18 protein-coding genes, 3 pseudogenes and 1 riboswitch are annotated in these 21931 nt (G+C 35.8%); of the genes and pseudogenes, 20 read left to right on the top strand and 1 reads right to left on the bottom strand.

The window, feature by feature from the left end; genetic code table 11:
* Positions 1–229 precede the first annotated feature (229 nt).
* The 9 genes and pseudogenes from LC087_RS08635 (at position 230) to LC087_RS08595 (ending at position 11572) form a co-directional block, all read left to right on the top strand.
* Positions 230–1927 (top strand): long-chain-fatty-acid--CoA ligase, encoded by a 1698-nt coding sequence (locus LC087_RS08635; protein ID WP_226539286.1) that lies wholly within the window; start codon positions 230–232, stop codon positions 1925–1927.
* Positions 1928–1954: 27 nt separating this feature from the next.
* On the top strand, positions 1955–3649 hold the full coding sequence (locus tag LC087_RS08630; protein ID WP_226539233.1) for a long-chain-fatty-acid--CoA ligase: 1695 nt from the start codon (positions 1955–1957) through the stop codon (positions 3647–3649).
* A 417-nt stretch (positions 3650–4066) separates the two neighbouring features.
* The gene (locus LC087_RS08625) at positions 4067–4651 is read left to right on the top strand and encodes a fatty acid metabolism transcriptional regulator FadR (protein ID WP_226539234.1); all 585 of its coding nucleotides are present in this window, start codon (positions 4067–4069) and stop codon (positions 4649–4651) included.
* Positions 4652–4662: 11 nt separating this feature from the next.
* Positions 4663–5436 (top strand): enoyl-CoA hydratase, encoded by a 774-nt coding sequence (locus tag LC087_RS08620; protein ID WP_226539235.1) that lies wholly within the window; start codon positions 4663–4665, stop codon positions 5434–5436.
* 93 nt (positions 5437–5529) lie between these two features.
* Positions 5530–6303: an electron transfer flavoprotein subunit beta/FixA family protein gene (locus LC087_RS08615; protein WP_226539236.1), complete on the top strand. Its 774-nt coding sequence runs from the start codon at positions 5530–5532 to the stop codon at positions 6301–6303.
* A 177-nt stretch (positions 6304–6480) separates the two neighbouring features.
* Entirely contained in the window at positions 6481–7458 is a 978-nt protein-coding gene (locus LC087_RS08610) for an electron transfer flavoprotein subunit alpha/FixB family protein (protein WP_226539237.1), read from the top strand.
* Positions 7459–7801: 343 nt separating this feature from the next.
* Positions 7802–8116 (top strand): thioredoxin, encoded by a 315-nt coding sequence (gene trxA / locus LC087_RS08605; RefSeq protein WP_226539238.1) that lies wholly within the window; start codon positions 7802–7804, stop codon positions 8114–8116.
* Between the two features lie 140 nt (positions 8117–8256).
* Positions 8257–10030 (top strand): annotated as a pseudogene (gene uvrC, locus LC087_RS08600) (excinuclease ABC subunit UvrC).
* A 39-nt stretch (positions 10031–10069) separates the two neighbouring features.
* A riboswitch (Lysine riboswitch) is annotated at positions 10070–10256 on the top strand.
* An 89-nt stretch (positions 10257–10345) separates the two neighbouring features.
* Entirely contained in the window at positions 10346–11572 is a 1227-nt protein-coding gene (locus LC087_RS08595) for an aspartate kinase (protein WP_226539240.1), read from the top strand.
* Between the two features lie 441 nt (positions 11573–12013).
* Here the strand turns inward: LC087_RS08595 and LC087_RS08590 are convergent, their stop codons facing one another.
* Entirely contained in the window at positions 12014–12421 is a 408-nt protein-coding gene (locus tag LC087_RS08590) for a YslB family protein (protein ID WP_264189832.1), read from the bottom strand.
* A 417-nt stretch (positions 12422–12838) separates the two neighbouring features.
* Here LC087_RS08590 and LC087_RS08585 point away from each other — a divergent pair, with 417 nt between their 5' ends.
* From LC087_RS08585 to LC087_RS08535, 11 genes and pseudogenes are all read left to right on the top strand, one after another.
* A complete protein-coding gene (locus tag LC087_RS08585; RefSeq protein ID WP_226539242.1) occupies positions 12839–13447 on the top strand; it encodes a succinate dehydrogenase cytochrome b558 subunit in 609 nt (202 codons plus the stop codon).
* A gap of 95 nt (positions 13448–13542) precedes the next feature.
* The gene (gene sdhA, locus LC087_RS08580; RefSeq protein ID WP_306020654.1) at positions 13543–15300 is read left to right on the top strand and encodes a succinate dehydrogenase flavoprotein subunit; all 1758 of its coding nucleotides are present in this window, start codon (positions 13543–13545) and stop codon (positions 15298–15300) included.
* Positions 15300–16064 carry a succinate dehydrogenase iron-sulfur subunit gene (sdhB, locus tag LC087_RS08575; protein ID WP_226539244.1) on the top strand — a complete coding sequence of 255 codons (765 nt, stop codon included), beginning with the start codon at positions 15300–15302 and terminating at the stop codon, positions 16062–16064. Before sdhA ends, sdhB begins: the two co-directional genes overlap by 1 nt.
* Before the next feature lie 76 nt (positions 16065–16140).
* Entirely contained in the window at positions 16141–16611 is a 471-nt protein-coding gene (locus tag LC087_RS08570; RefSeq protein WP_226539245.1) for an acyl-CoA thioesterase, read from the top strand.
* Between the two features lie 123 nt (positions 16612–16734).
* Positions 16735–16959 (top strand): spore germination transcription factor GerE, encoded by a 225-nt coding sequence (gene gerE / locus LC087_RS08565; protein ID WP_226539246.1) that lies wholly within the window; start codon positions 16735–16737, stop codon positions 16957–16959.
* 246 nt (positions 16960–17205) lie between these two features.
* On the top strand, positions 17206–17652 hold the full coding sequence (locus tag LC087_RS08560; RefSeq protein ID WP_226539247.1) for a MarR family winged helix-turn-helix transcriptional regulator: 447 nt from the start codon (positions 17206–17208) through the stop codon (positions 17650–17652).
* A 10-nt stretch (positions 17653–17662) separates the two neighbouring features.
* A pseudogene (gene racE / locus LC087_RS08555) lies at positions 17663–18461 on the top strand (glutamate racemase).
* Between the two features lie 117 nt (positions 18462–18578).
* The gene (locus tag LC087_RS08550) at positions 18579–19643 is read left to right on the top strand and encodes a GerMN domain-containing protein (RefSeq protein WP_226539249.1); all 1065 of its coding nucleotides are present in this window, start codon (positions 18579–18581) and stop codon (positions 19641–19643) included.
* Between the two features lie 108 nt (positions 19644–19751).
* Positions 19752–20493: pseudogene (rph, locus tag LC087_RS08545) on the top strand (ribonuclease PH).
* Between the two features lie 2 nt (positions 20494–20495).
* Complete coding sequence (locus LC087_RS08540) at positions 20496–21077, top strand: XTP/dITP diphosphatase (protein ID WP_226539251.1); 582 nt, start codon at positions 20496–20498, stop codon at positions 21075–21077.
* Positions 21078–21097: 20 nt separating this feature from the next.
* Positions 21098–21607, top strand: a complete 510-nt coding sequence (locus LC087_RS08535) for a metallophosphoesterase family protein (RefSeq protein ID WP_226539252.1) — start codon at positions 21098–21100, stop codon at positions 21605–21607.
* Positions 21608–21931: the final 324 nt, after the last annotated feature.

Genomic DNA, 21931 nt, shown 5'->3' with positions numbered 1-21931 from the left:
ACTTTGTAGTAAAGAGAAGCTTTAAGTTCTGTTTTCTGGGACTTTTAGCTTCTTTTTTAGTTCTTTTTAACTAAATAACTGGATATATAAATAAAAAGTTCGAAAATATTTATATTTCTGAATTCAAGTTTGGTATAATCTTGATAAAGGTTTAAAGAGGTTGGTCAAAAATTTAGGGGAAGTTTGAATAACCTCTCAAATGAATCAAACAAAGGGGGAGAAACGTTTGATAAATACTGAAAAACCATGGCTTAAACATTACCCATCAAGAGTTCCTCAAGAAATAGAGTGGGGAAATATCCCGCTTCATGCCTATTTAAAAAAAGCAGCAGAAGAACATCCTCAAAAAACAGCTGTTCACTTTTTAGGAAAAAAGCTAACATATGATGAAGTTTATGAGAGCTCACTTAAATTAGCTAACTATTTACAGCATTTAGGACTTGAAAAAGGGGATCGAGTCTCCATTATGCTTCCCAATTGTCCGCAGGCGGTCATCGCTTATTTTGCAGTATTACAAGCAGGAGGTATTGTTGTACAAACAAACCCGCTCTATATGGAAAGAGAACTAGAATTTCAACTTAACGATAGTGACACAGATATTATCATTACATTAGATCTATTATATCCAAAAGTGACTAAAGTGAAAGCGTTAACAAAGTTAAAGCATATTATTGTCACGAGAATGAAAGACTATTTACCATTTCCGAAAAATCTTGTTTATCCTTTTATGCAAAGAAAAGAACATGGCGTTGTTGTTCAGGTTGAACATAAAGGAGATACTCATCTCTTGACAGAGATCCTCAAACATTTTCACCCTTCAGAAATTAAACTTCAATGTAATTTAAAAGAGGATACGGCCATTCTTCAATACACAGGTGGAACGACTGGTTTTCCAAAAGGTGTCATGCTTACTCATGAAAATATTCTGTCAAATATTAGAATGTGTACTGAATGGTTTTCACTTGAAAAAGGGAAAGAGTCTATGCTAGGAGTTGTTCCTTTGTTTCATGTTTACGGTATGACGATGGTGATGTTTTACAGTGTCATTGAAATGTATGAAATGATCTTATTACCTAAATTTGATGCTGAAACCGTCTTGAAAACTGTTCATAAATTAAAACCAACTCTTTTCCCAGGTGCACCAACAATCTATATTGCTCTACTAAATCATCCAGATGTGAAAAAGTATGATTTATCGTCCATTAAGGGATGTATAAGTGGTTCTGCACCTTTACCAGTTGAGGTTCAAGACAAGTTTGAAAAAGTAACAGGAGGTACAGTAATTGAGGGCTATGGGTTATCTGAAACATCGCCAGTAACTCATGCGAACGTTTATGGTGAGGAAAAAGGAAATAGAAGAAAGGGAAGTATTGGTATTCCTTGGCCCAGTACTGATGCAATGATTAAACCACTAGATGGAAGGGAGGAAGTGGCTAAGCCATTCGAAAAAGGGGAAATTTGGGTAAAAGGACCACAAGTAATGAAAGGATACTGGAAAAAAGAAGATGAAACTCGCGCAGTAATAAAGGATGGCTGGTTTTTAACAGGAGATATAGGATATATGGATGAAGATGGATATTTCTATATCGTTGATCGAAAAAAAGACATGATTATCGCTGGTGGTTATAATATTTATCCTCGTGAGATCGAAGAAGTTTTGTATGAACATGAATATGTCCAAGAAGCGGTTGTTGTCGGTGTACCTGATCCCTATCGTGGTGAAACCGTGAAAGCTTTTATTGTTTTGAAAGAAGGTAAAACGTTAACGGAGGAACAACTAGATGAGTTTTGTAGAAAAAGCCTTGCTGCATATAAAGTACCTAAAATTTATGAATTTAGAGAGGAATTGCCAAAGACAGCTGTAGGAAAAATTTTAAGGCGTTCTTTAGTTGAAGAAGAAAAAGAAAAACTAAAAAAAGTAGAATAGGATCTAGTATATAGGGAGAGATATTTAATGGATACAATAAAACCTTGGTTACAAAAATACCCAGATTGGTTAGCGACAGAAGTTGAATGGGATGATATTCCTCTTCAAGAATATTTAAAGAAAACAGCCCAAGAGTACCCTCAAAAAACAGCTATATATTTTTTAGGAAAGAAATTGACCTATGAAGAAGTTTATGAAAGTTCGCTGAAAATGGCTAATTATTTGAAGTATTTAGGATTGGAAAAAGGGGACAGAGTGTCTATTATGCTTCCGAATTGTCCACAATCTGTTATTGCTTATTACGCGACATTACTCGCTGGTGGTATCGTGGTTCAAACAAACCCTCTGTATATGGAAAAAGAGATAGAATATCAGATTAACGATAGTGGTGCTGACATCGTAATTACATTAGATTTATTATACCCAAGGGTATCAAAAGTGAAAGCGTTAACCAAGTTAAAGCATGTCATTGTTACCAGTTTGAAGGACTATTTGCCGTTTCCTAAAAATGTCCTCTATCCGATTGTTCAAGGGAGAAAACAGAACGTCGTTGTTGATGTTGAACATAAAGGTGATTCCCATCTATGGACAGAAATTATGAAACAGTCAGAGACCTCAGAAATTGATTATCAATTCAATCCGAAAGAGGATGTTGCAATTCTTCAATATACTGGAGGAACGACGGGCTCTCCAAAAGGTGTTATGCTAACACATGAAAATTTAGTTTCTAATACAATGATGAATGTACAATGGTTAAATTGTGAAAAAGGGGAAGAGTCCATTTTAGGAGTTGTACCATTCTTCCATGTTTATGGAATGACCACGGTCATGAATATAAGTGTGATGAACGCATATAAGATGGTTCTTTTACCAAAATTTGATGTGAAAGAAGTGTTAAAAACAATTCAAAAAATTAAACCGACTATTTTTCCTGGGGCTCCGACGATTTATATCGGATTACTTAATCATCCTGACATTAAAAAATATGATTTGTCTTCTATTAAGGGATGCGTTAGTGGTTCAGCACCACTGCCTGTAGAAGTGCAAGAAAAATTTGAAGAAATAACGGGAGGTACCGTTATAGAAGGGTATGGATTATCAGAGACGTCGCCTACAACACATGCTAACTTTTTTGTTAAGGAAAAGACAATGAGAAAATTAGGAAGTATTGGTGTGCCTTATCCTAGCACAGATGCGAAGATTCAATCGTTTGATGGTGAAGAGAGGGCAAAGCCAAATGAGAGGGGAGAGTTATTAATTAAGGGCCCACAGGTGATGAAAGGATATTGGAATAACCCAGAAGAAACAGAGGCCGTGCTACAAGATGGATGGTTTTCAACGGGCGATATTGGGTATATGGATGAAGACGGATACTTCTACATTGTGGATCGAAAAAAAGATATGATTATCGCCGGAGGATATAATATATATCCACGTGAAATAGAGGAAGTATTATATGAACATAGAGATATACAGGAAGCAGTTGTTGCTGGTGTGCCAGACCCTTATCGTGGAGAGACAGTTAAGGCTTACATTGTATTAAAAGAAGGAAAAACAATATCAGAAGAAGAGCTTGATCAATTTTGCAGAAAGAGTTTAGCGGCTTATAAAGTACCTAAAATTTATGAGTTTAGAGACGAATTACCTAAAACAGCTGTTGGAAAAATTTTAAGACGTACATTAGTAGAAGAAGAGAAGAAAAAGATTGAAAAAGTAAATTGATTTAAGAAAAGGAGACTCGCAGGACGAGCTCCTTTTCTTCTGATTTTTAACAATTAATTAAATTTTATATAAATTGAAAAACATATTTGATAAAATAGATATTCGTGGACTTTTATAACGTTATAAGTGAGTGTTCAAAACTGACATGGCCTAGTGACCCCCACTATAAATGAAAATAGGAAGGTTATTTTCGTATAAAAAGTAGGGAAAAAAAGGACGCTAAATAGGTGTTTTTCTTTTCTAATTATAATGAAAACTTCACATTCTATTGGGTATACTATTTCAATGACAGGAATAGATAAATTATAATGACGATAAAAGAGTTTAATCTAAAGTGTCATTGTTGACAAAATTCGCAAATATCATTATCATAATATATGAATGATGATTCATTCATTTTTGAAGGGAAGAACGAAAGTGAAAGATAAAAGACCAAAGTACAAACAAATAATTGATGCAGCTGTTATTGTTATTGCAGAGAATGGCTATCACGCTTCTCAAGTTTCAAAAATAGCCAAACAAGCTGGAGTTGCAGACGGAACCATCTATTTATATTTTAAAAATAAAGATGACATCTTAATTTCTTTATTTAAAGAAAAGATGGGTCTATTTGTAGAAAAAATTGAGCAACAGATAGAGGGAAAAGAAACCGCTGAAGAGAAGTTATATGCGTTGATTGAAAAGCACTTAGCATTACTTGCTGAAGATCATCATTTAGCAATTGTTACCCAGCTTGAGTTACGTCAATCCAACAAGGAGCTTCGTTTAAGAATTAATGAAGTGTTGAAAGGGTACTTTCTTGTCCTAGATCAAATTATTGAGTATGGCATTCAAAGAAATGAATTTAGAAAAGAATTGAATACAAAAGTTGCTAGAAATATGATTTTTGGAACAATTGACGAGGCAGTGACAACTTGGGTTATGAACGATCAGAAGTATGATCTAGTTAATCTATCTCCAAGTATTAATGAGTTACTTATCCACGGTTGTGGAAGGAGTTAAGGAGGGGAAGTATGAATAATTTAACATGTTCAATTGAAAGTCGTATCGCTACTGTTGAAATTCAACATCCTCCAGCGAACGCATTGTCGTCCTTTGTTTTGAAAGAGCTTTCATCATTGCTTGATGAGTTGGAAACAAATGATCAAGTTAGAGTGATTGTGTTAAGAGGAGAAGGGAAATTTTTCTCTGCAGGTGCTGATATAAAAGAATTTACTACCGTTCAATCAGGAGAAGAATTTGCTGATCTAGGTAAAAATGGTCAAGAATTATTCAGTAAGGTTGAAAGGTTTTCTAAACCAATTATTGCAGTGATCCATGGGGCTGCACTAGGTGGGGGACTGGAGTTAGCGATGGCCTGTCATATGAGGATAGTAGCCAAAAAAGCGAAGTTAGGATTGCCAGAGCTTCAATTAGGAATCATTCCTGGTTTTGCTGGTACGCAAAGGTTACCTCGTTATGTAGGAGATGCGAAAGCGTTAGAGATGATGCTTACCTCTGAACCAATTTCAGGTGAGGAGGCATATAAATGGGGCCTAGCTAATCACTGCGTCGAAGAAGAAGAACTACTTTCAAAGGCGCAAGAGTTGGCTGTGAAAATTGCAACCAAGAGTCCGATTTCAGTAAAGGGTGTTGTAGATCTTGTAAACTATCAGTACAATCACTTTTTTGACGATAGTGTTCATAAAGAGGCTGAAATATTTGGGGAAGTATTTAAGAGCAATGATGCCAAGGAAGGAATAAGTGCATTTATTGAAAAACGCAAGCCTTCTTTTCAAGGGGAATAGAGCCATACAGCTCAAAAAATAGGATGTTTGTTGAACAAAATCTTTATGATTTTTTATATATTATTAGTCTTAACGATACAGGGGGATAAGAATATGAATATATATGTCATTATGAAAAGAACATTTGATACTGAAGAAAAGATTAGTATTAGTGGAGGAGCCATTAATGAAGATGGTGCCGAATTCATTATTAACCCTTATGATGAATATGCCATTGAAGAAGCTATTACTGTTCGTGATGAGCACGGTGGGGAAGTAACGGTTTTAACAGTTGGTACTGAGGAGGCAGAAAAGGAATTACGTACTGCCTTAGCGATGGGTGCAGATAAAGCAGTTCTTATTAATACTGAAGATGACTTAGAAGATGGGGATCAGTTCTCTACAGCACAAATCTTATTCGAATATTTGCAGGATAAAGATGTTGACCTCATTTTAGGGGGAAATGTTGCTATTGATAGTGGATCTGGTCAAGTTGGACCAAGACTAGCTGAATTGCTTAATATTTCTTATGTTACTACAATTACGGAACTTCAAATAAATGGTGAAGATGTGAAAATAACGAGAGATGTTGAGGGTGACTCTGAAATTATTGAAACAAAGGTACCTTTACTAGTGACTGCACAACAAGGTCTAAATGACCCTCGTTATCCATCTCTTCCTGGAATTATGAAAGCGAAGAAGAAACCTTTAGAAGAACTTGAACTCGATGATTTAGATATTGATGAAGACGACGTTGAAGCAAAGACTAAAACAATTGAGGTCTTTCTTCCACCAGAAAAAGAAGCGGGTAGAGTACTTGAAGGAGAGTTGGATAGTCAAGTTAAAGAACTTGTGTCCCTTCTTCGTGAGGAAGCAAAAGTTATTTAAGTGCGTGTTCAAAAAGGAAGGTTATTTTGAGCAAATATTAAACATGTGAACAAAAAGAAACGGTAAGAGGATATGTAGAAAAGTGCTTTCTCCTCTTCCATCAACTTCTTGCATCACATAATCATTGATTGATGTGGAGAAATATACGGTAAATTTTCAAAACAGGGGGAACATAAGATGAGTCGAAAAATATTAGTAGTTGGTGAAGTCCGTGATCAATCACTTCGTAATGTTTCATTTGAAGCTATAGCAGCTGGTAAGGTAATGGCTGAGGGAGGAGAAATTGTTTCTGCACTGATCGGCAAAGAAGTAAGTACCTTAGGGGATGAAATGGTTGCTTATGGTTCAGACCGAGTTGTTTATGTTGAAGATGAGAAGCTAGAAAATTATACTCCAGATGGCTATTCTCAAGCTTTATTATCTATCATTGAACAAGAGAACCCAGAAGGGATCGTACTTGGCCATACTTCACAAGGAAAAGATTTAGCTCCTAAAATAGCTGCAAAACTAGGTTCAGGACTAGTTTCAGATGTAACTAGTTTAGAAGTAGAAGGTGGAAATGTTGTCTTCACTCGTCCAATATACTCTGGGAAGGCTTTTGAAAAGAAAATCGTAACGGATGGTTTATTATTTGCTACTGTTCGTCCGAACAACATTGCAGCTTTAGATAAAAACGAATCAAGCTCTGGTGAAATTTCTAAAGTAGATGTAGAAATTAAAGATTTACGGACGATTGTTGCAGAAGTTATAAGGAAAGCTACTGACGGTGTAGATTTATCAGAAGCGAAAGTAGTTGTTGCAGGTGGAAGAGGAGTGAAGAGTGAGGATGGTTTTGAGCCTCTAAAAGAGCTTGCTGATGTACTAGGCGGAGCAGTCGGTGCTTCAAGAGGAGCTTGTGATGCTGAGTACTGCGGTTATTCTTTACAAATAGGACAAACAGGTAAAGTAGTTACACCTGATTTATACATTGCTTGTGGAATCTCGGGAGCAATCCAACATTTAGCTGGAATGTCTAACTCAAAAGTCATTGTTGCTATTAATAAAGATCCAGAGGCGAACATCTTCAATATTGCTGATTATGGTATTGTAGGCGATTTATTTGATGTTGTACCTCTACTTACAGAAGAACTTAAGAAACTAAAAGTACACTCTTAATTTTATGATTCGAATAGATAAGGCAACCAAAAGCGTGCAGACTAATTCGCACGCTTTTGGTTTTAATTATGACTAAGTTTATTCCTGTATTGTAAGGTATCCATAATCAAAAAAGCGTTTAGTTCGCATTTTTAAAAGGTTAGGTGATATACTTTTAGTATGATATCATTCAAGTGAATGTGTAGAGATGAACTTCTTGGGAATTATATAGTCTTGGTGAAGTTAAGTAGCCAATGTCTATGATTTACTTTGATTAACCAGTTAAATTCATGGTTACCTCTCTTAACACTTGTATTGAACCATTCATAATGAGAATTTTGTTAACATTTAGGAGGAATTAATAATGGCTATAGTTCATGCAACGGACCAGAATTTTAGTACTGAAACAAATGAAGGTGTCACTTTAGTTGACTTTTGGGCACCTTGGTGTGGGCCATGTAAGATGATCGCTCCTGTTCTAGATGAGCTTGATCAAGAAATGAGTGATGATGTTAAAATTGTAAAAGTAGATGTGGATGAGAATCAAGAAACAGCATCTAAGTTTGGAGTAATGAGCATTCCAACCCTACTTGTCTTAAAAGAGGGCGAGGTAGTTGATCAAGTTGTTGGATTCCAACCTAAGGAAGCTTTGAAAGAGTTATTGACTAAGCATATATAAAAAAAAGGTCTGATCTTTATCAGATCTTTTTTTGTACTTAAAAAATCAGCTTTGGCTTTTTTTGATATGTTTTCTACTTCACTTTACAGCTAGGTGTTGATACAATTAAGCAAAATAATGAATGATAACGAGTGATTGACATGAATGAAAAATTACGAAATAAATTAGCTATATTACCTGATCAACCAGGATGCTATTTAATGAAAGATATGGATGACACTGTTATTTATGTTGGGAAAGCCAAAGTCCTAAAAAATCGGGTTCGATCATATTTTACTGGATCACATGATGGAAAAACGACTCGGCTCGTTAATGAGATTGAAGATTTTGAATACATTGTTACCTCTTCCAATATTGAAGCGCTTATTTTAGAAATGAATTTAATAAAAAAGTATGATCCTAAATACAATATTATGTTAAAGGATGACAAATCGTATCCATTTATTAAAATTACAGCAGAAAAACATCCTAGACTTATTGTGACAAGAAAAGTGAAAAAGGATAAGGGCCGTTATTTCGGTCCTTATCCAAATGTACAATCTGCGAGAGAAACAAAAAAACTTCTAGATCGCATGTATCCCCTACGAAAATGTCAAATAATGCCTGATAAGGTGTGCATTTATTATCATATTAAGCAATGTAAAGCTCCTTGTGTTTATTCTGTTTCAGATGAAGAAAACCGAGAGATGGTAGAAGGAATTACAAGATTTCTAAAGGGTGGCTATCATGATATAAAAAATGAATTGTCAAATAAAATGATGAGAGCTTCAGAAGCTCTTGACTATGAAAGAGCGAAAGAATATCGCGATCAAATTCATCATATAGAGGCAACGATGGAAAAACAAAAGATGAATTTAACCGATTTGCTTGATCGCGATGTTTTCGCTTTTTCTTATGATAAAGGATGGATGTGCATACAAGTATTCTTTATTCGCAATGGAAAGCTAATTGAACGTGATGTTTCGTTAATCCCGATGTATCAAGATCCAGAAGATGAGTTTTTAACGTTTATCGGGCAATTTTATCAACAGAATAATCACTTTTTACCGAAAGAGGTTCTTTTGCCTAATAATGTTGATGCCCAATCTGTCGAGCAGTTACTGCAAATAAAGACTCTACAGCCGAAAAAAGGTCCAAAAAAAGAGTTATTATTATTAGCACATAAGAATGCCAAAATTGCCTTACAAGAAAAGTTTTCAATGATTGAACGGGATGAAGAACGTACAATTAAAGCGGTAGAAAAGCTTGGACAAAAACTTGAAATTCCTACACCTAACAGAATCGAAGCATTCGATAATTCAAATATTCAAGGGACAGATCCTGTATCAGCTATGGTCGTCTTTATTGATGGAAAGCCCTACAAGAAAGAATATCGAAAATATAAATTAAAAACCGTAGCAGGCCCCGATGATTATGAGTCCATGCGGGAAGTGATTAGAAGAAGATACACAAGGGTGCTTAAGGAAGAACTACCACTTCCTGATCTTATTCTTGTTGATGGTGGGAAGGGACAGCTTGCTGCTGCTACAGATATCTTAGAAAATGAGCTTGGAATTGATATTCCTGTGGCAGGTTTAGTGAAAGATGAAAAACATCGGACTTCAGATTTAATTATCGGAACTCCCCCCTGAACTGGTTCATTTAACGAGAAATAGTCAAGAATTTTATTTGCTACAACGAATTCAAGATGAAGTACATCGATTTGCAATCACTTTTCATAGACAATTGCGAACGAAATCGTCTTTTCAGTCCTCTTTAGATGATATCCCAGGTGTAGGTGAGAAACGAAAAAAACAATTGTTGAAGTATTTTAAATCAATTAAGAAAATTAAGGAAGCATCGATGGAAGAATTAAGAAACGCTGGTATGCCAGTTAATATAGCACAAAATATAACCGATAAGTTTAAAGAATAGTGGTTGTTATTTCAGCCATAGTCTGTTATGATACAAAAAACTTGTGATAGAGGTGCGAGCTTCAAAAGTAGATATTTGGAGGAGAATGGTCTCCGGTGAAAAATATCAAAAGGGAATACTCGCCGAAGTGTGAACTAAAACCATTATTAGTTACACTGGTTTTATACTGAATAAGTATAAAACTGTCAAAGGATTTAGTCTGGTCCTTTGGAGTGCTATCTCATCGTTCTTAATGATCGCTATTAAGGGCAGTAATGAGATAAATCTCTTTACTGCTCTTTTTGTATTTTATGTTTTATGAAAGTAGGTGATGAAATGGGTCTTATCGTTCAAAAATATGGTGGTACGTCAGTAGGCTCTATTGAGAAAATTGAAAAGGTAGCAGACAAAATCATCGAAGAGAAAACAAGTGGAAATCAAGTAGTGGTTGTTGTTTCTGCTATGGGGGATACAACAGACCAACTACTGTCTCTTGTTCAGAAAATCACAATGAGTCCATCTAGCCGAGAGTTAGATATGTTACTTTCAACAGGAGAACAAATGAGTAGCTCTTTACTAGCGATGATGATTAATGAGAGAGGACATCGTGCCGTTTCTTTGACAGGATGGCAGGCTGGAATTATGACAGAATCTTTTCATACAAATGCAAGAATTATGGACATTGATATAAGTAGGATCAATTTGCATCTTGCACAAGATGAAATTGTGATCATTGCAGGATTTCAAGGAATTTGTGTTAATAATAATATTACAACACTTGGAAGAGGGGGGTCAGATACAACGGCAGTTGCTGTTGCGGCAGCTTTGAAAGCAAAAAAGTGTGATATTTATACGGATGTAATGGGTGTTTTTACGACTGATCCAAGAATTGAAGAAAAGGCGAAAAAGTTAAACCGTATAGGATATGATGAAATGTTAGAGATGGCAAATTTAGGAGCAAGTGTACTTCACCCACGTGCAGTAGAATTTGCTAAAAACTATCAAGTTCGACTTGAAGTAAGGTCAAGTATGTGCTCTGAGAGAGGAACTGTTATAGAGGAGGACAAAAGAGTGGAGCAAAGTCATATAGTAAGTGGTGTTGCGTTTGATGATAACATTACAAGAGTGACCCTTATAGATGTACCAATGTTATCGTTGTCATCGATCTTCACGCTTCTTGCTGATAAAGGAGTAAATGTAGATGTTATCATTCAAGGTGCCCCCCAACAAAACCGAATGACCATTTCTTTTTCAATAAAAACAGATGATTTATCTCAAACAGTTAAAGTGTTAAAAGAAAAAAAACAAATACTTAATTTTAAAGATATAGATATAGAAAGTCATTTAGCGAAAGTATCGATTGTTGGATCTGGAATGGTGTCGAACCCAGGTGTTGCTGCAGAGATGTTTACAGTTTTAGATAATGAGGGTATTGAAGTTAAAATGGTGAGTACGTCGGAAATAAAAGTCTCTACTATCATTTCTTCGGAAGAAAAAGAGCTGGCAGTTTCAGCGCTTCATGACGCTCTTATTATTTCAAAAAAGGCAGTTTATTTAAAGTGAGTTTAACAGCCCTCTTACAAGAAATATCCTAAAGGAGGTTGTTCAAAAAGTCCTACGATGGCCTGGATGGCCAAGCAACATCGTTAGCTCGCGCGACGTGGCTGAACTTAGCCCGTGTTCCTTTAGCATACCGCCTCGTTCTAACCCTTACATCGGGAGACGCCTAAAGGATTTAGGTGGATCTACGTTAGTCACACGACGTGACTGTTCTTAGTAGATCTTCAGAATAAGTCAAACATTTAGTGAAGGTAAAGAACACCTTCACGTTATGTTCGCCTTATGCTTGTCGGCGATGCACACGATGTGCTAGCATCATCGTTAGCCGCAGGACGCGGCTGTTCTTAGATGATGGACTTACAAAGGGTTTCAGCTTTTCTATTCAGCGTCCTTTTTTCCCTACTTTTTGAACAAGCACTAAAGGTAGTTGTAAGAGGGAATAAATCAATCTATTGGATCTTTCACATCTGATTTCACTGTAAAAGTTACCTTTTTAGCTCTCGATTTCATTTTTTCGTATGTTTCTGTAATAGAACCATTCATTTGTTGAATTTGTTCAGCTAAAAAACCTGCTTCAAGTTTATAAGTAAGGTCCTTTTCTATTTGGAATCGTTTAGATATTAAGGGGCTTGTTAATTCAAATTCGACTTCATTTTTCTTTTGAGTGGTCAATGATAAATTACCCCATCCAGCAAGAGTAAAGAAAGATTGAACTTCTTCAATGCTTGATAGCGGGTATTTTCTCGCTAAACTTTTCCCAGCCCAATAAAGCATTTGGTTTGACTGCTTACCAAGCATATCAGATATTAACTCATTCCTAATTAATTCATAGCCAAATGCTGGTGTCGTCATATCTTCTAAATCCTTTAATTTTAGATCAAATGGTTTTTCTTTCACAAAATTCCCCTCTTTCTTTCTTCTTGTCTATTATAACAAGCATTCGCCTTTATTGAAATATATGTAATGTTTTTTGAAAATATTTTTGTCTAGGGCTGTTGAGAAAGAAAATAAAAACTTTTCCTAATATTAATTTGCTTTCCAGAGATATATTGATAAAATAAAATTGAGATAAGAACTTTCGAAAAATTAGAATTGTTGAATGCGTTTTCTTGACGCTACCACATGATGGGAGTAAAATGAATTTGTCGCATTTTATTCACAATTATTGTCGAAGAATTCTACTATTAAGTAGAAAATAGTGTTCTTTAAATGTGGGAAACAATCGGGGAGTATGGAGAAACGAACTATTTAAGACTAGGGGGTATTTTAATGGCGGGAAATAAAGAGTTTTTTAATCGAAAGCTGCATTCATTACTAGGAGTGATTCCTGTTGGAGTCTTTCTTATTCAGCATCTTGTTGTTAATCACTTTGCAACAAGAGGTCCTGAAGCATTTAATGAAGCAGCTGCTTTTATGGAACATTTACCGTTTCGATATGTTTTAGAAATATTCATTATATTTCTTCCTTTGTTGTATCATGCGGTTTATGGGATTTATATTGCATTTACAGCAAAAAACAATAACGTTCAATATAATTATTTTAGAAATTGGATGTTTATGCTACAGAGGGTATCTGGCATCATTACATTAATTTTTGTTGCTTGGCATGTATGGCAAACTCGCGTACAAGCATTTTTTGGTGCAGAAGTGAATTATGACATGATGGCAAGTATATTAAGCAGTCCTTTTTATCTTATTTTTTATTTAGTAGGTGTATTAGCTACCATTTTCCACTTTTCAAATGGTTTATGGTCGTTCGCAGTAAGCTGGGGAATTACTGTAACGCCTCGTTCACAAGTCATTTCAACTTATGTTACCATTGGAATTTTCATTGCTCTTTCAATTGTTGGAGTTCGAGCAATTTTCGCATTTGTTTAATTATGTGGGATCAAATAGCTAGTAAAACACGTGTTCAGGACAAGTTAACGACTTTGAACAATTTGGAATAGTTGAACACAAAGGGAGTGGGTCATATGAATAACCAAAAACTAATTGTTGTCGGCGGTGGATTGGCCGGTTTAATGGCAACAATTAAGGCAACAGAAAAAGGGATAGCTGTTGATTTATTCTCGTTAGTACCTGTTAAACGATCACATTCTGTATGTGCTCAAGGCGGGATTAATGGAGCGGTAAATACAAAAGGAGAAGGAGATTCTCCTTGGGAGCATTTTGATGATACGGTTTATGGAGGAGATTTTTTAGCGAATCAGCCACCTGTAAAGGCGATGTGTGATGCGGCACCTTCCATTATTCATCTGCTCGATCGTATGGGGGTTATGTTCAACCGTACACCTGAAGGACTCTTAGACTTTCGTCGTTTCGGTGGAACGCAACATCATCGAACGGCATTTGCGGGTGCAACAACAGGACAGCAATTGTTATATGCGCTTGATGAGCAAGTTAGGAGACATGAAGTAGCAGGTCTCGTGACAAAGTATGAAGGTTGGGAATTTTTAGGTGTGATTAAAGATGATGAAGGACGCGCAAGAGGAGTAGTTGCGCAAAACTTAACGAATATGGAAGTGCACTCGTTCCGAGCTGATGCGGTAATTTTGGCAACGGGTGGTCCAGGGATTATCTTTGGAAAGTCAACTAATTCTGTTATCAATACAGGTTCTGCAGCTGCCATAGCGTATCAACAAGGAGCTTATTATTCAAACGGAGAATTTATTCAAATTCATCCAACCGCTATACCTGGAGACGATAAGCTCAGATTAATGAGTGAGTCAGCTCGCGGTGAAGGCGGTCGAGTATGGACATATAAAGACGGGAAGCCATGGTATTTCTTAGAAGAGAAATATCCAGCATATGGTAATCTGGTTCCTCGTGACATTGCAACGCGAGAAATTTTCCATGTTTGTGTAGATTTAAAGCTAGGATTAAATGGAGAAAACATGGTCTATTTAGATCTATCTCATAAGGACGCTAAAGAACTAGATATTAAATTGGGCGGTATTATTGAGATTTATGAAAAGTTTATGGGGGACGATCCTAGAAAAGTACCGATGAAAATCTTCCCAGCTGTTCACTATTCAATGGGGGGACTTTGGGTTGATTATGATCAAATGACCAATATTCCTGGCTTATTTGCAGCAGGTGAATGTGATTATTCGATGCATGGAGCCAATCGTTTAGGTGCTAATTCACTATTATCAGCTATTTATGGTGGTATGGTTGCTGGACCAAAAGCTGTAGAATATATGCAATCACTTGATAAGACTGCAGAAGATCTTCCTTCTGATATTTTTGAACAGCATGTTCAAGAAGAAGAACAAAAATGGCAGGATATTATGAATATGAACGGAACAGAGAATGCTTACGTTCTTCATAAAGAATTAGGCGAATGGATGACAGACAATGTAACAGTTGTAAGACAAAATGACAAGCTTTTAAAGACAGATGAAAAAATTCAGGATCTATTGGAGCGCTGGAATAATATTAACATTAATGATACGGCAAAATGGAGCAATCAAGGAGCTATGTTTACAAGACAGCTGAAAAATATGCTTCATTTAGCAAGGGTGGTAACCCTTGGAGCTTATAACAGAAACGAAAGTCGTGGAGCTCACTATAAACCAGAATTTCCTGATCGAAATGATGAGGAATGGCTCAAGACGACGATGGCTAAATTTAACGGAAATGAAAAACCACAATTTCATTACGAAGAGGTTGATACATCGTTAATCGAACCCCGAAAACGTGATTATTCTAAAAAGAAGGGTGAGAAATAATGAGCGAAAATAAAACGGTTAAGCTTACTATTGTAAGACAAGACAATACCAACTCGAAACCATATGAAGAAACATTTGAGATTCCTTACCGCCCTAATTTAAATGTTATCTCATGTTTAATGGAGATTAGACGTAATCCTGTAAATGCTAAAGGAGAAGAAACAACTCCTGTTACTTGGGATATGAACTGTTTGGAAGAGGTATGTGGAGCTTGCTCGATGGTTATCAATGGGAAGCCGATGCAATCTTGTACAGCTTTAGTCGACAAATTATCTCAACCCATTAAATTAGAGCCAATGAAAACATTTCCTGTCATTCGTGATCTTCAAATTGATCGAAGTCGAATGTTTGATTCGCTTAAAAAGGTAAAAGCATGGATTCCTATTGATGGGACATACGATTTAGGACCAGGGCCTCGTATGCCTGAAAAAAAACGTCAATGGGCATATGAATTATCTAAGTGTATGACTTGTGGTGTATGTTTAGAGGCTTGTCCAAATGTAAATAGTAAATCGAACTTTATTGGTCCAGCACCTCTTTCACAAGTTCGTTTATTTAATGCTCATCCAACGGGTGAAATGAATAAATCAGAGCGTTTAGAAACCATCATGGACGAGGGTGGGCTTGCGAATTGTGGTAATTCGCAAAACTGTGTACAATCTTGTCCAAAAGGAATACCACTAACAACATCAATTGCCGCGCTTAACCGAGATACAAGTATTCAGTCATTTAAAAATTTCTTTGGTAGTGATAAAAGTATTTAAACAACTAGAAGGGCTAACTCCATGATTAATGAATGAGTTAGTCCTTTTTTAGTTTAATAATTAGGAGGCGATGAACTTGAAAATTAAATATATTGAAAGTTCAATAGAGGATTGGAAAGAAGAATTTACTTTTTTTCATAAAACAAAGGTGCGATTTAGTGAGACAGATATGTTTGGCCACATGAACAATACAGTTCCCTTCACTTATTTTGAAGAAGCACGGTTTGAATTCTTTAAGCATCTTGGATATAACCAAGATTTTCAACAGTCAGAAGTGATTCCTGTAGTTGCAGATTTACAATGTGACTTCCTAAGGCAAGTATATTTTGGTGAGGAATTGACCATTGGTGTGAATATTGACAAGTTTGGTACATCATCCATGGATATTCATTACTTAGCTGAAAATATATCTGGTCAGCTTTGCTTTGTTGGTCGTGGATCGATGGTACAGATTTCAAAACGAACAGGAAAAAGTGCTCCTTGGAATGAGGAGGACAAGAAAAAAATGTTAGAGGTTATGAATAGCAAGGAGAGCAACCATATTTAAATATTCGAGAAATAATAGCTGTTTTGATGTCACAGATGCCCTCTAACAAGCATAAGATATGGTGACTAATTATATACCCATCCGTTAGATCAGCTCTCACCATAGCAAGGAGGGGTACAGTATTTGAAGGAAAAAGAATATCAAAACAAGCCATTATTAACCAAGAGAGAGAAAGAGGTTTTTGAATTACTTGTTCAGGATAAAACTACAAAAGAAATCGCTAGCGAATTATTCATTAGCGAAAAGACAGTTAGGAATCATATCTCTAATGCTATGCAAAAACTTGGTGTTAAAGGACGATCTCAAGCTGTTGTCGAACTCCTTAGAATGGGAGAACTAGAACTTTAAGTGTTAATGAGAATATGATTTACCTTCCGTTCATTTATATTCATATTTAAAAAACTCGGATAAACGGGTTTTTTTTTGTGCACATCCGTCTTTTATAAAGGTTAGTTAGGCTTGCATTTTTCATAGAAAATAGAGAGAATACTTATAGTGCGTGTTCAAACAGTTCTTTTCTATTCAGCGCTCTTTTTTTCGATTTTTTGAACATGTATTATGTATTAATTACGTATTGTAAGAAAGGGATTATTTATGTCGAATTCTAAAATTGAAGATAATCATGTAATTGATATAGAAAGATCATTGCGTCATATTTCAAGTATTATTAAACAAAAGGGTAGAGAAATATTAACAAGCTATTCAATTACACCTCCTCAATTTATTGCTTTACAATGGTTATGGGAGGAAGGAGATATGACAATAGGAGAGTTATCGCAGAAAATGTATTTAGCTTGTAGTACAACTACAGATCTTATTGATCGTATGGAAAAGAATCACCTAGTCATACGAATAAAAAACCCTGATGATCGAAGAGTCGTTCAAATTCATCTTTTGAAAGAAGGAGAAAGAATGATTGAAGAAGTAATTAATAAGCGCCAACTATACTTAAAAGACGTTCTTAACGACTTTTCTATAGATCAAAAAAAACAATTAGATTCATTATTAGCTAAATTAAAAACAGAAATGAAAACAGAATGAGGTCGATTTTTTGGATAATCCAATTGGAGTTATAGATTCAGGAGTTGGTGGGATGACGGTAGCTAGAGAAATCCTCCGTCAGTTACCAAAAGAAAGAATCATTTACTTAGCTGACTCATTAAGGTGTCCATATGGACCAAGACCAAAAGAAGAAGTTCATAAATATACTTGGGAAATGACAAACTATTTGCTGAAAAACTATCAAATAAAAATGCTAGTAATTGCGTGCAATACGGCCACAGCTGTTGCATTAAGTGATATTCAAGAAAAACTTGATATTCCTGTAGTAGGGGTTATTCAACCGGGCGCAAGAGCGGCGATAAAGGCAACGACCAACCATAATATTGGCGTGATTGGAACAATCGGAACAATCAATAGTCAGGCTTATACTGATGCAATAAAGGCGATTGATAGCTCGATAAGTGTTTATAGTTTAGCATGCCCCGATTTCGTTCCTTTAGTAGAAAGTGGTCAATATGAAAAAAAAGAAGCTAAGTATGGTTACGAAGTCGTTGCTTCCGTTAAAAGGGAAAAGGTTAGATACGTTGATTCTAGGATGTACGCATTATCCTATTTTAAAAAGATTAATCAGTAAGTCTTTAGATAAAGATATTAATATTATCCATTCGGGTGATGAAACAGCAAGAGATGTGAGCACTATACTTGCTTATAGACAAATGCTTAATCGGGAAGAAAATACTGGAAACAATCTATTTTTGACAACGGGTTTAAATAGTCGTTTTCAACGAAATACATCGAAATGGTTTGGTTACCCTATTAACGAAGTTCAAACTATTCAACTAGGTTGACAAGGAGACTATTCAAAGCGAATAGTCTCTTTAAATTGAAATAAAAAGTTGTTTTGGTCTATTTTTTTTGAAGGCTCGTATACATAATAGTACAAACTTCCTTAAGGGGGAAAAAGTATGAGCATCAGTAAAAAAAGGATCATATTGTCTGCAGTTTTTTCATGTTCTATATTATTGAGTGGTTGTGGAATGTTAGAGGGATTAGGAGTAGATAAAGAAGAAAATTTAGATATTGATCAGGAAGTGACCTATTTAAAAGAAACAGAAGAGGGTAAAACAGAACAAAACGAAGAAAGTGAGAAAGCAACAGTTGCTCAAGAGCTTTATTTATTTAATAAGGATGGCCTTGTTGTTCCTAAATCGTTTCAACTTCCAGCTACCAATGAACCTGCCCAACAAGTGATTGAATACTTAATTGAAGGTGGGCCAATAACAAATATCCTTCCTAACGGTTTTCGAGCGGTACTACCTCAAGATACTACTGTACAAGGAATTGCAATTAAGGATGGAACAGCGACTGTAGACTTTTCAAATGAATTTGTTAACTATAATTCAAAAGATGAGCAAAAAATTGCTCAATCGATTACATGGACATTAACGCAATTCGACACGATCGAAAATGTGAAGATATGGTTAAACGGAAAAGAGATAACGGAGATGCCTGAAAGTGGGTTTAAGGTAGCGGATAAAGGGATGAGTAGAGATCAAGGAATTAACCTCCATGTTGATAGTCCCCTTGATATTACAGCTACTTCTCCTATGACTTTATACTATTTAGCAGAAAATGAGGGGGAAATCATGTATGTTCCAGTAACAAAGAGAGTACAGATTGATGATAACAAGCTTCAAACGGCTATAAATGAACTAATTAATGGTCCCGAACCTGGAGATGGATTAACGAGTTACTTTCAGCCGAAACTACAGTTATTAGACGAACCAAAAGTTGAAGATGGAGTAGTTACATTAAATTTCAATGAATTTCTTTATCATAGTGCTGATGGAGAAAAGAAAATAGTATCAGAGCATGTGTTAAATGCGTTAGTCCTCACATTAACAGAACAAGAAGGGATTAACAGTGTATCTGTTCAAGTAAATGGAAAAGATGATTTATTGACAGAAGGTGGTGAGAAATTATCTGAGCCTGTAACAAGACCAGAGAAAGTTAACACAGGTAGTTTTTAAATGAGTGGTTTTGTTATACTAAAGAGTATGAAGTAGATGTGAGTAAAGAGGCTAGCTTCATTGCTGCCTCTTCCTTGTTTAGAACGGTCATTTAGTGGAGGGAACGATATGAGAAATGATGGAAGAAATACAGATCAATTAAGACAAGTAGAAATGCAGTTAGACTACATTAAACATCCAGAAGGTTCTGTTCTTATTCAAGTGGGAGAGACGAAAGTAATATGTAATGCAAGTATAGAAGATCGTGTCCCCCCCTTTTTTACGTGGTGAAGGAAAAGGATGGATTACAGCAGAATACGCCATGTTGCCGAGAGCGACAGATCAACGAACGATTAGAGAATCTTCAAAAGGAAAGGTTTCAGGAAGAACGATGGAGATTCAGCGATTAATTGGACGTGCATTAAGGGCCGTTGTAAACTTAGAAAAGATTGGGGAGCGTACCGTTTGGATTGATTGTGACGTGATTCAGGCAGATGGTGGGACAAGAACGGCATCTATTACAGGAGCATTTGTTGCGATGACCATTGCTTTAAATAAACTAGTGGAACAAGGAAAATTAAAAAAATTACCCGTTCACTCTTATTTAGCAGCTACATCGGTAGGGATCATTGCAGAAGAAGGAGAAATATTAGATCTTAATTATGGGGAAGATTCGTCGGCTAAGGTGGATATGAATGTGGTAATGACATCAAATAAAGAATTAGTCGAAATCCAAGGTACTGGCGAAGAAGCGACTTTTTCTAGGCAACAACTAAATCATTTGCTTGATCTGGCCGAAAAAGGAATTGATGAATTGATACATATTCAGAAAACTGTACTAGGAGAAATAACAAAAAAAATAGGGGACTGACTATGAAAGAAGTAATAATTGCTACAAAAAATAAAGGGAAAATAAAGGAATTCCAAACAATGTTCGAACTTAAAGGAATAAAGGTAATATCCCTTCTAGATATAGATGATTCGATGGAAATTGAAGAGACTGGCGTAACTTTTGAAGAAAATGCTAAAATAAAGGCTGAAACCTTAATGAAAAAATTAAATAAAACAGTCATAGCAGATGATTCCGGATTGAGTGTAGATGCATTAAACGGTGAACCGGGAGTCTATTCAGCTCGGTATGCAGGAGAGAACAAAAATGACAAGGATAATATTAATAAATTACTAAAGAAATTAGAAGGTATAGAAAAACGGGCGGCTAGATTTTACTGTGTATTAGCCATAGCTGAACCAGGAAAAGAAACGATGACTGTAGAAGGAACTTGTGAAGGTGTAATAACAAGTGAACCGCATGGAGACGGAGGCTTTGGTTATGACCCAGTCTTTTTTGTAAAAGAGAAAGGTTGTACGATGGCTCAACTAACGAAAGACCAAAAAAACAAAATAAGTCACAGAGCAAAAGCATTGAAAAAGTTTGAAGTTTTATTAAAGCAATAATGTACTAAAGGGGTTTTACTGTGAAAGCACTTATCGTTAGCGATAGTCATGGCTTAAATGAAGAACTAATTACTATTAAGGAAAGGCATATAAATGAAGTAGATGTAATGATTCATTGTGGTGATAGCGAACTTCAAAAAAAGGATGATGCTTTAGAGGGATTCGTTGTGGTCAGAGGGAATTGTGATTTAAATACCTCTTTTCCAAATGACCTTGTTCAGCCCGTAGATAACAAAAATGTTCTTGTTACGCATGGACATTTGTATGGCGTTAAAAACAACTTAATCAGTTTAAAATATAAGGCGAAAGAGGCAGGAGCAAACATCGTGTGCTTCGGACATTCTCATATAGCTTATGTCGAAAAAATAGACGATTTACTCTTTATTAATCCAGGAAGTATTGCCCTCCCTAGACTTTTTAAAGAAAAAACGTATGCAATATTATCCGTTCAAAACGATGAAATAGAAGTGTTATTTTACACGGATCAAGGCAGGAATATCGAGTCTTGGAGTCGTACATTTAAAGCATAGAAATTTTTCGAGGGGGATTTCTCCTCGAAAAATTTCAAAAAAAGTATTGACTTTATATTAATATGGTCATATAATAAAAAATGTCGTTGCGAGTTATTGAGAAATTAACTAGTAAGATAACTTCTCCAAGTAGCTCAGCTGGATAGAGCACGAATGAATAAACATCCATGAATGAGTAGCAAGCACACCAATCGAGCCACTCCTTGAATAAGCTGACTGAGATTGGGGTGACGAAAAAGGTAAGAAAAGCAAATTGAATACTTATTATAACTATGTCCCAGTAGCTCAGCTGGATAGAGCACGAATGAATAAACATCCATGAAT

It is taken from the genome of Bacillus carboniphilus, assembly GCF_020524035.2.
GTDB lineage: Bacteria > Bacillota > Bacilli > Bacillales > JAIVKR01 > Bacillus_CC.
The sequence above is the reverse complement of the archived record's forward strand: the minus strand, read 5'-3'. Positions and strand labels throughout refer to the sequence as shown.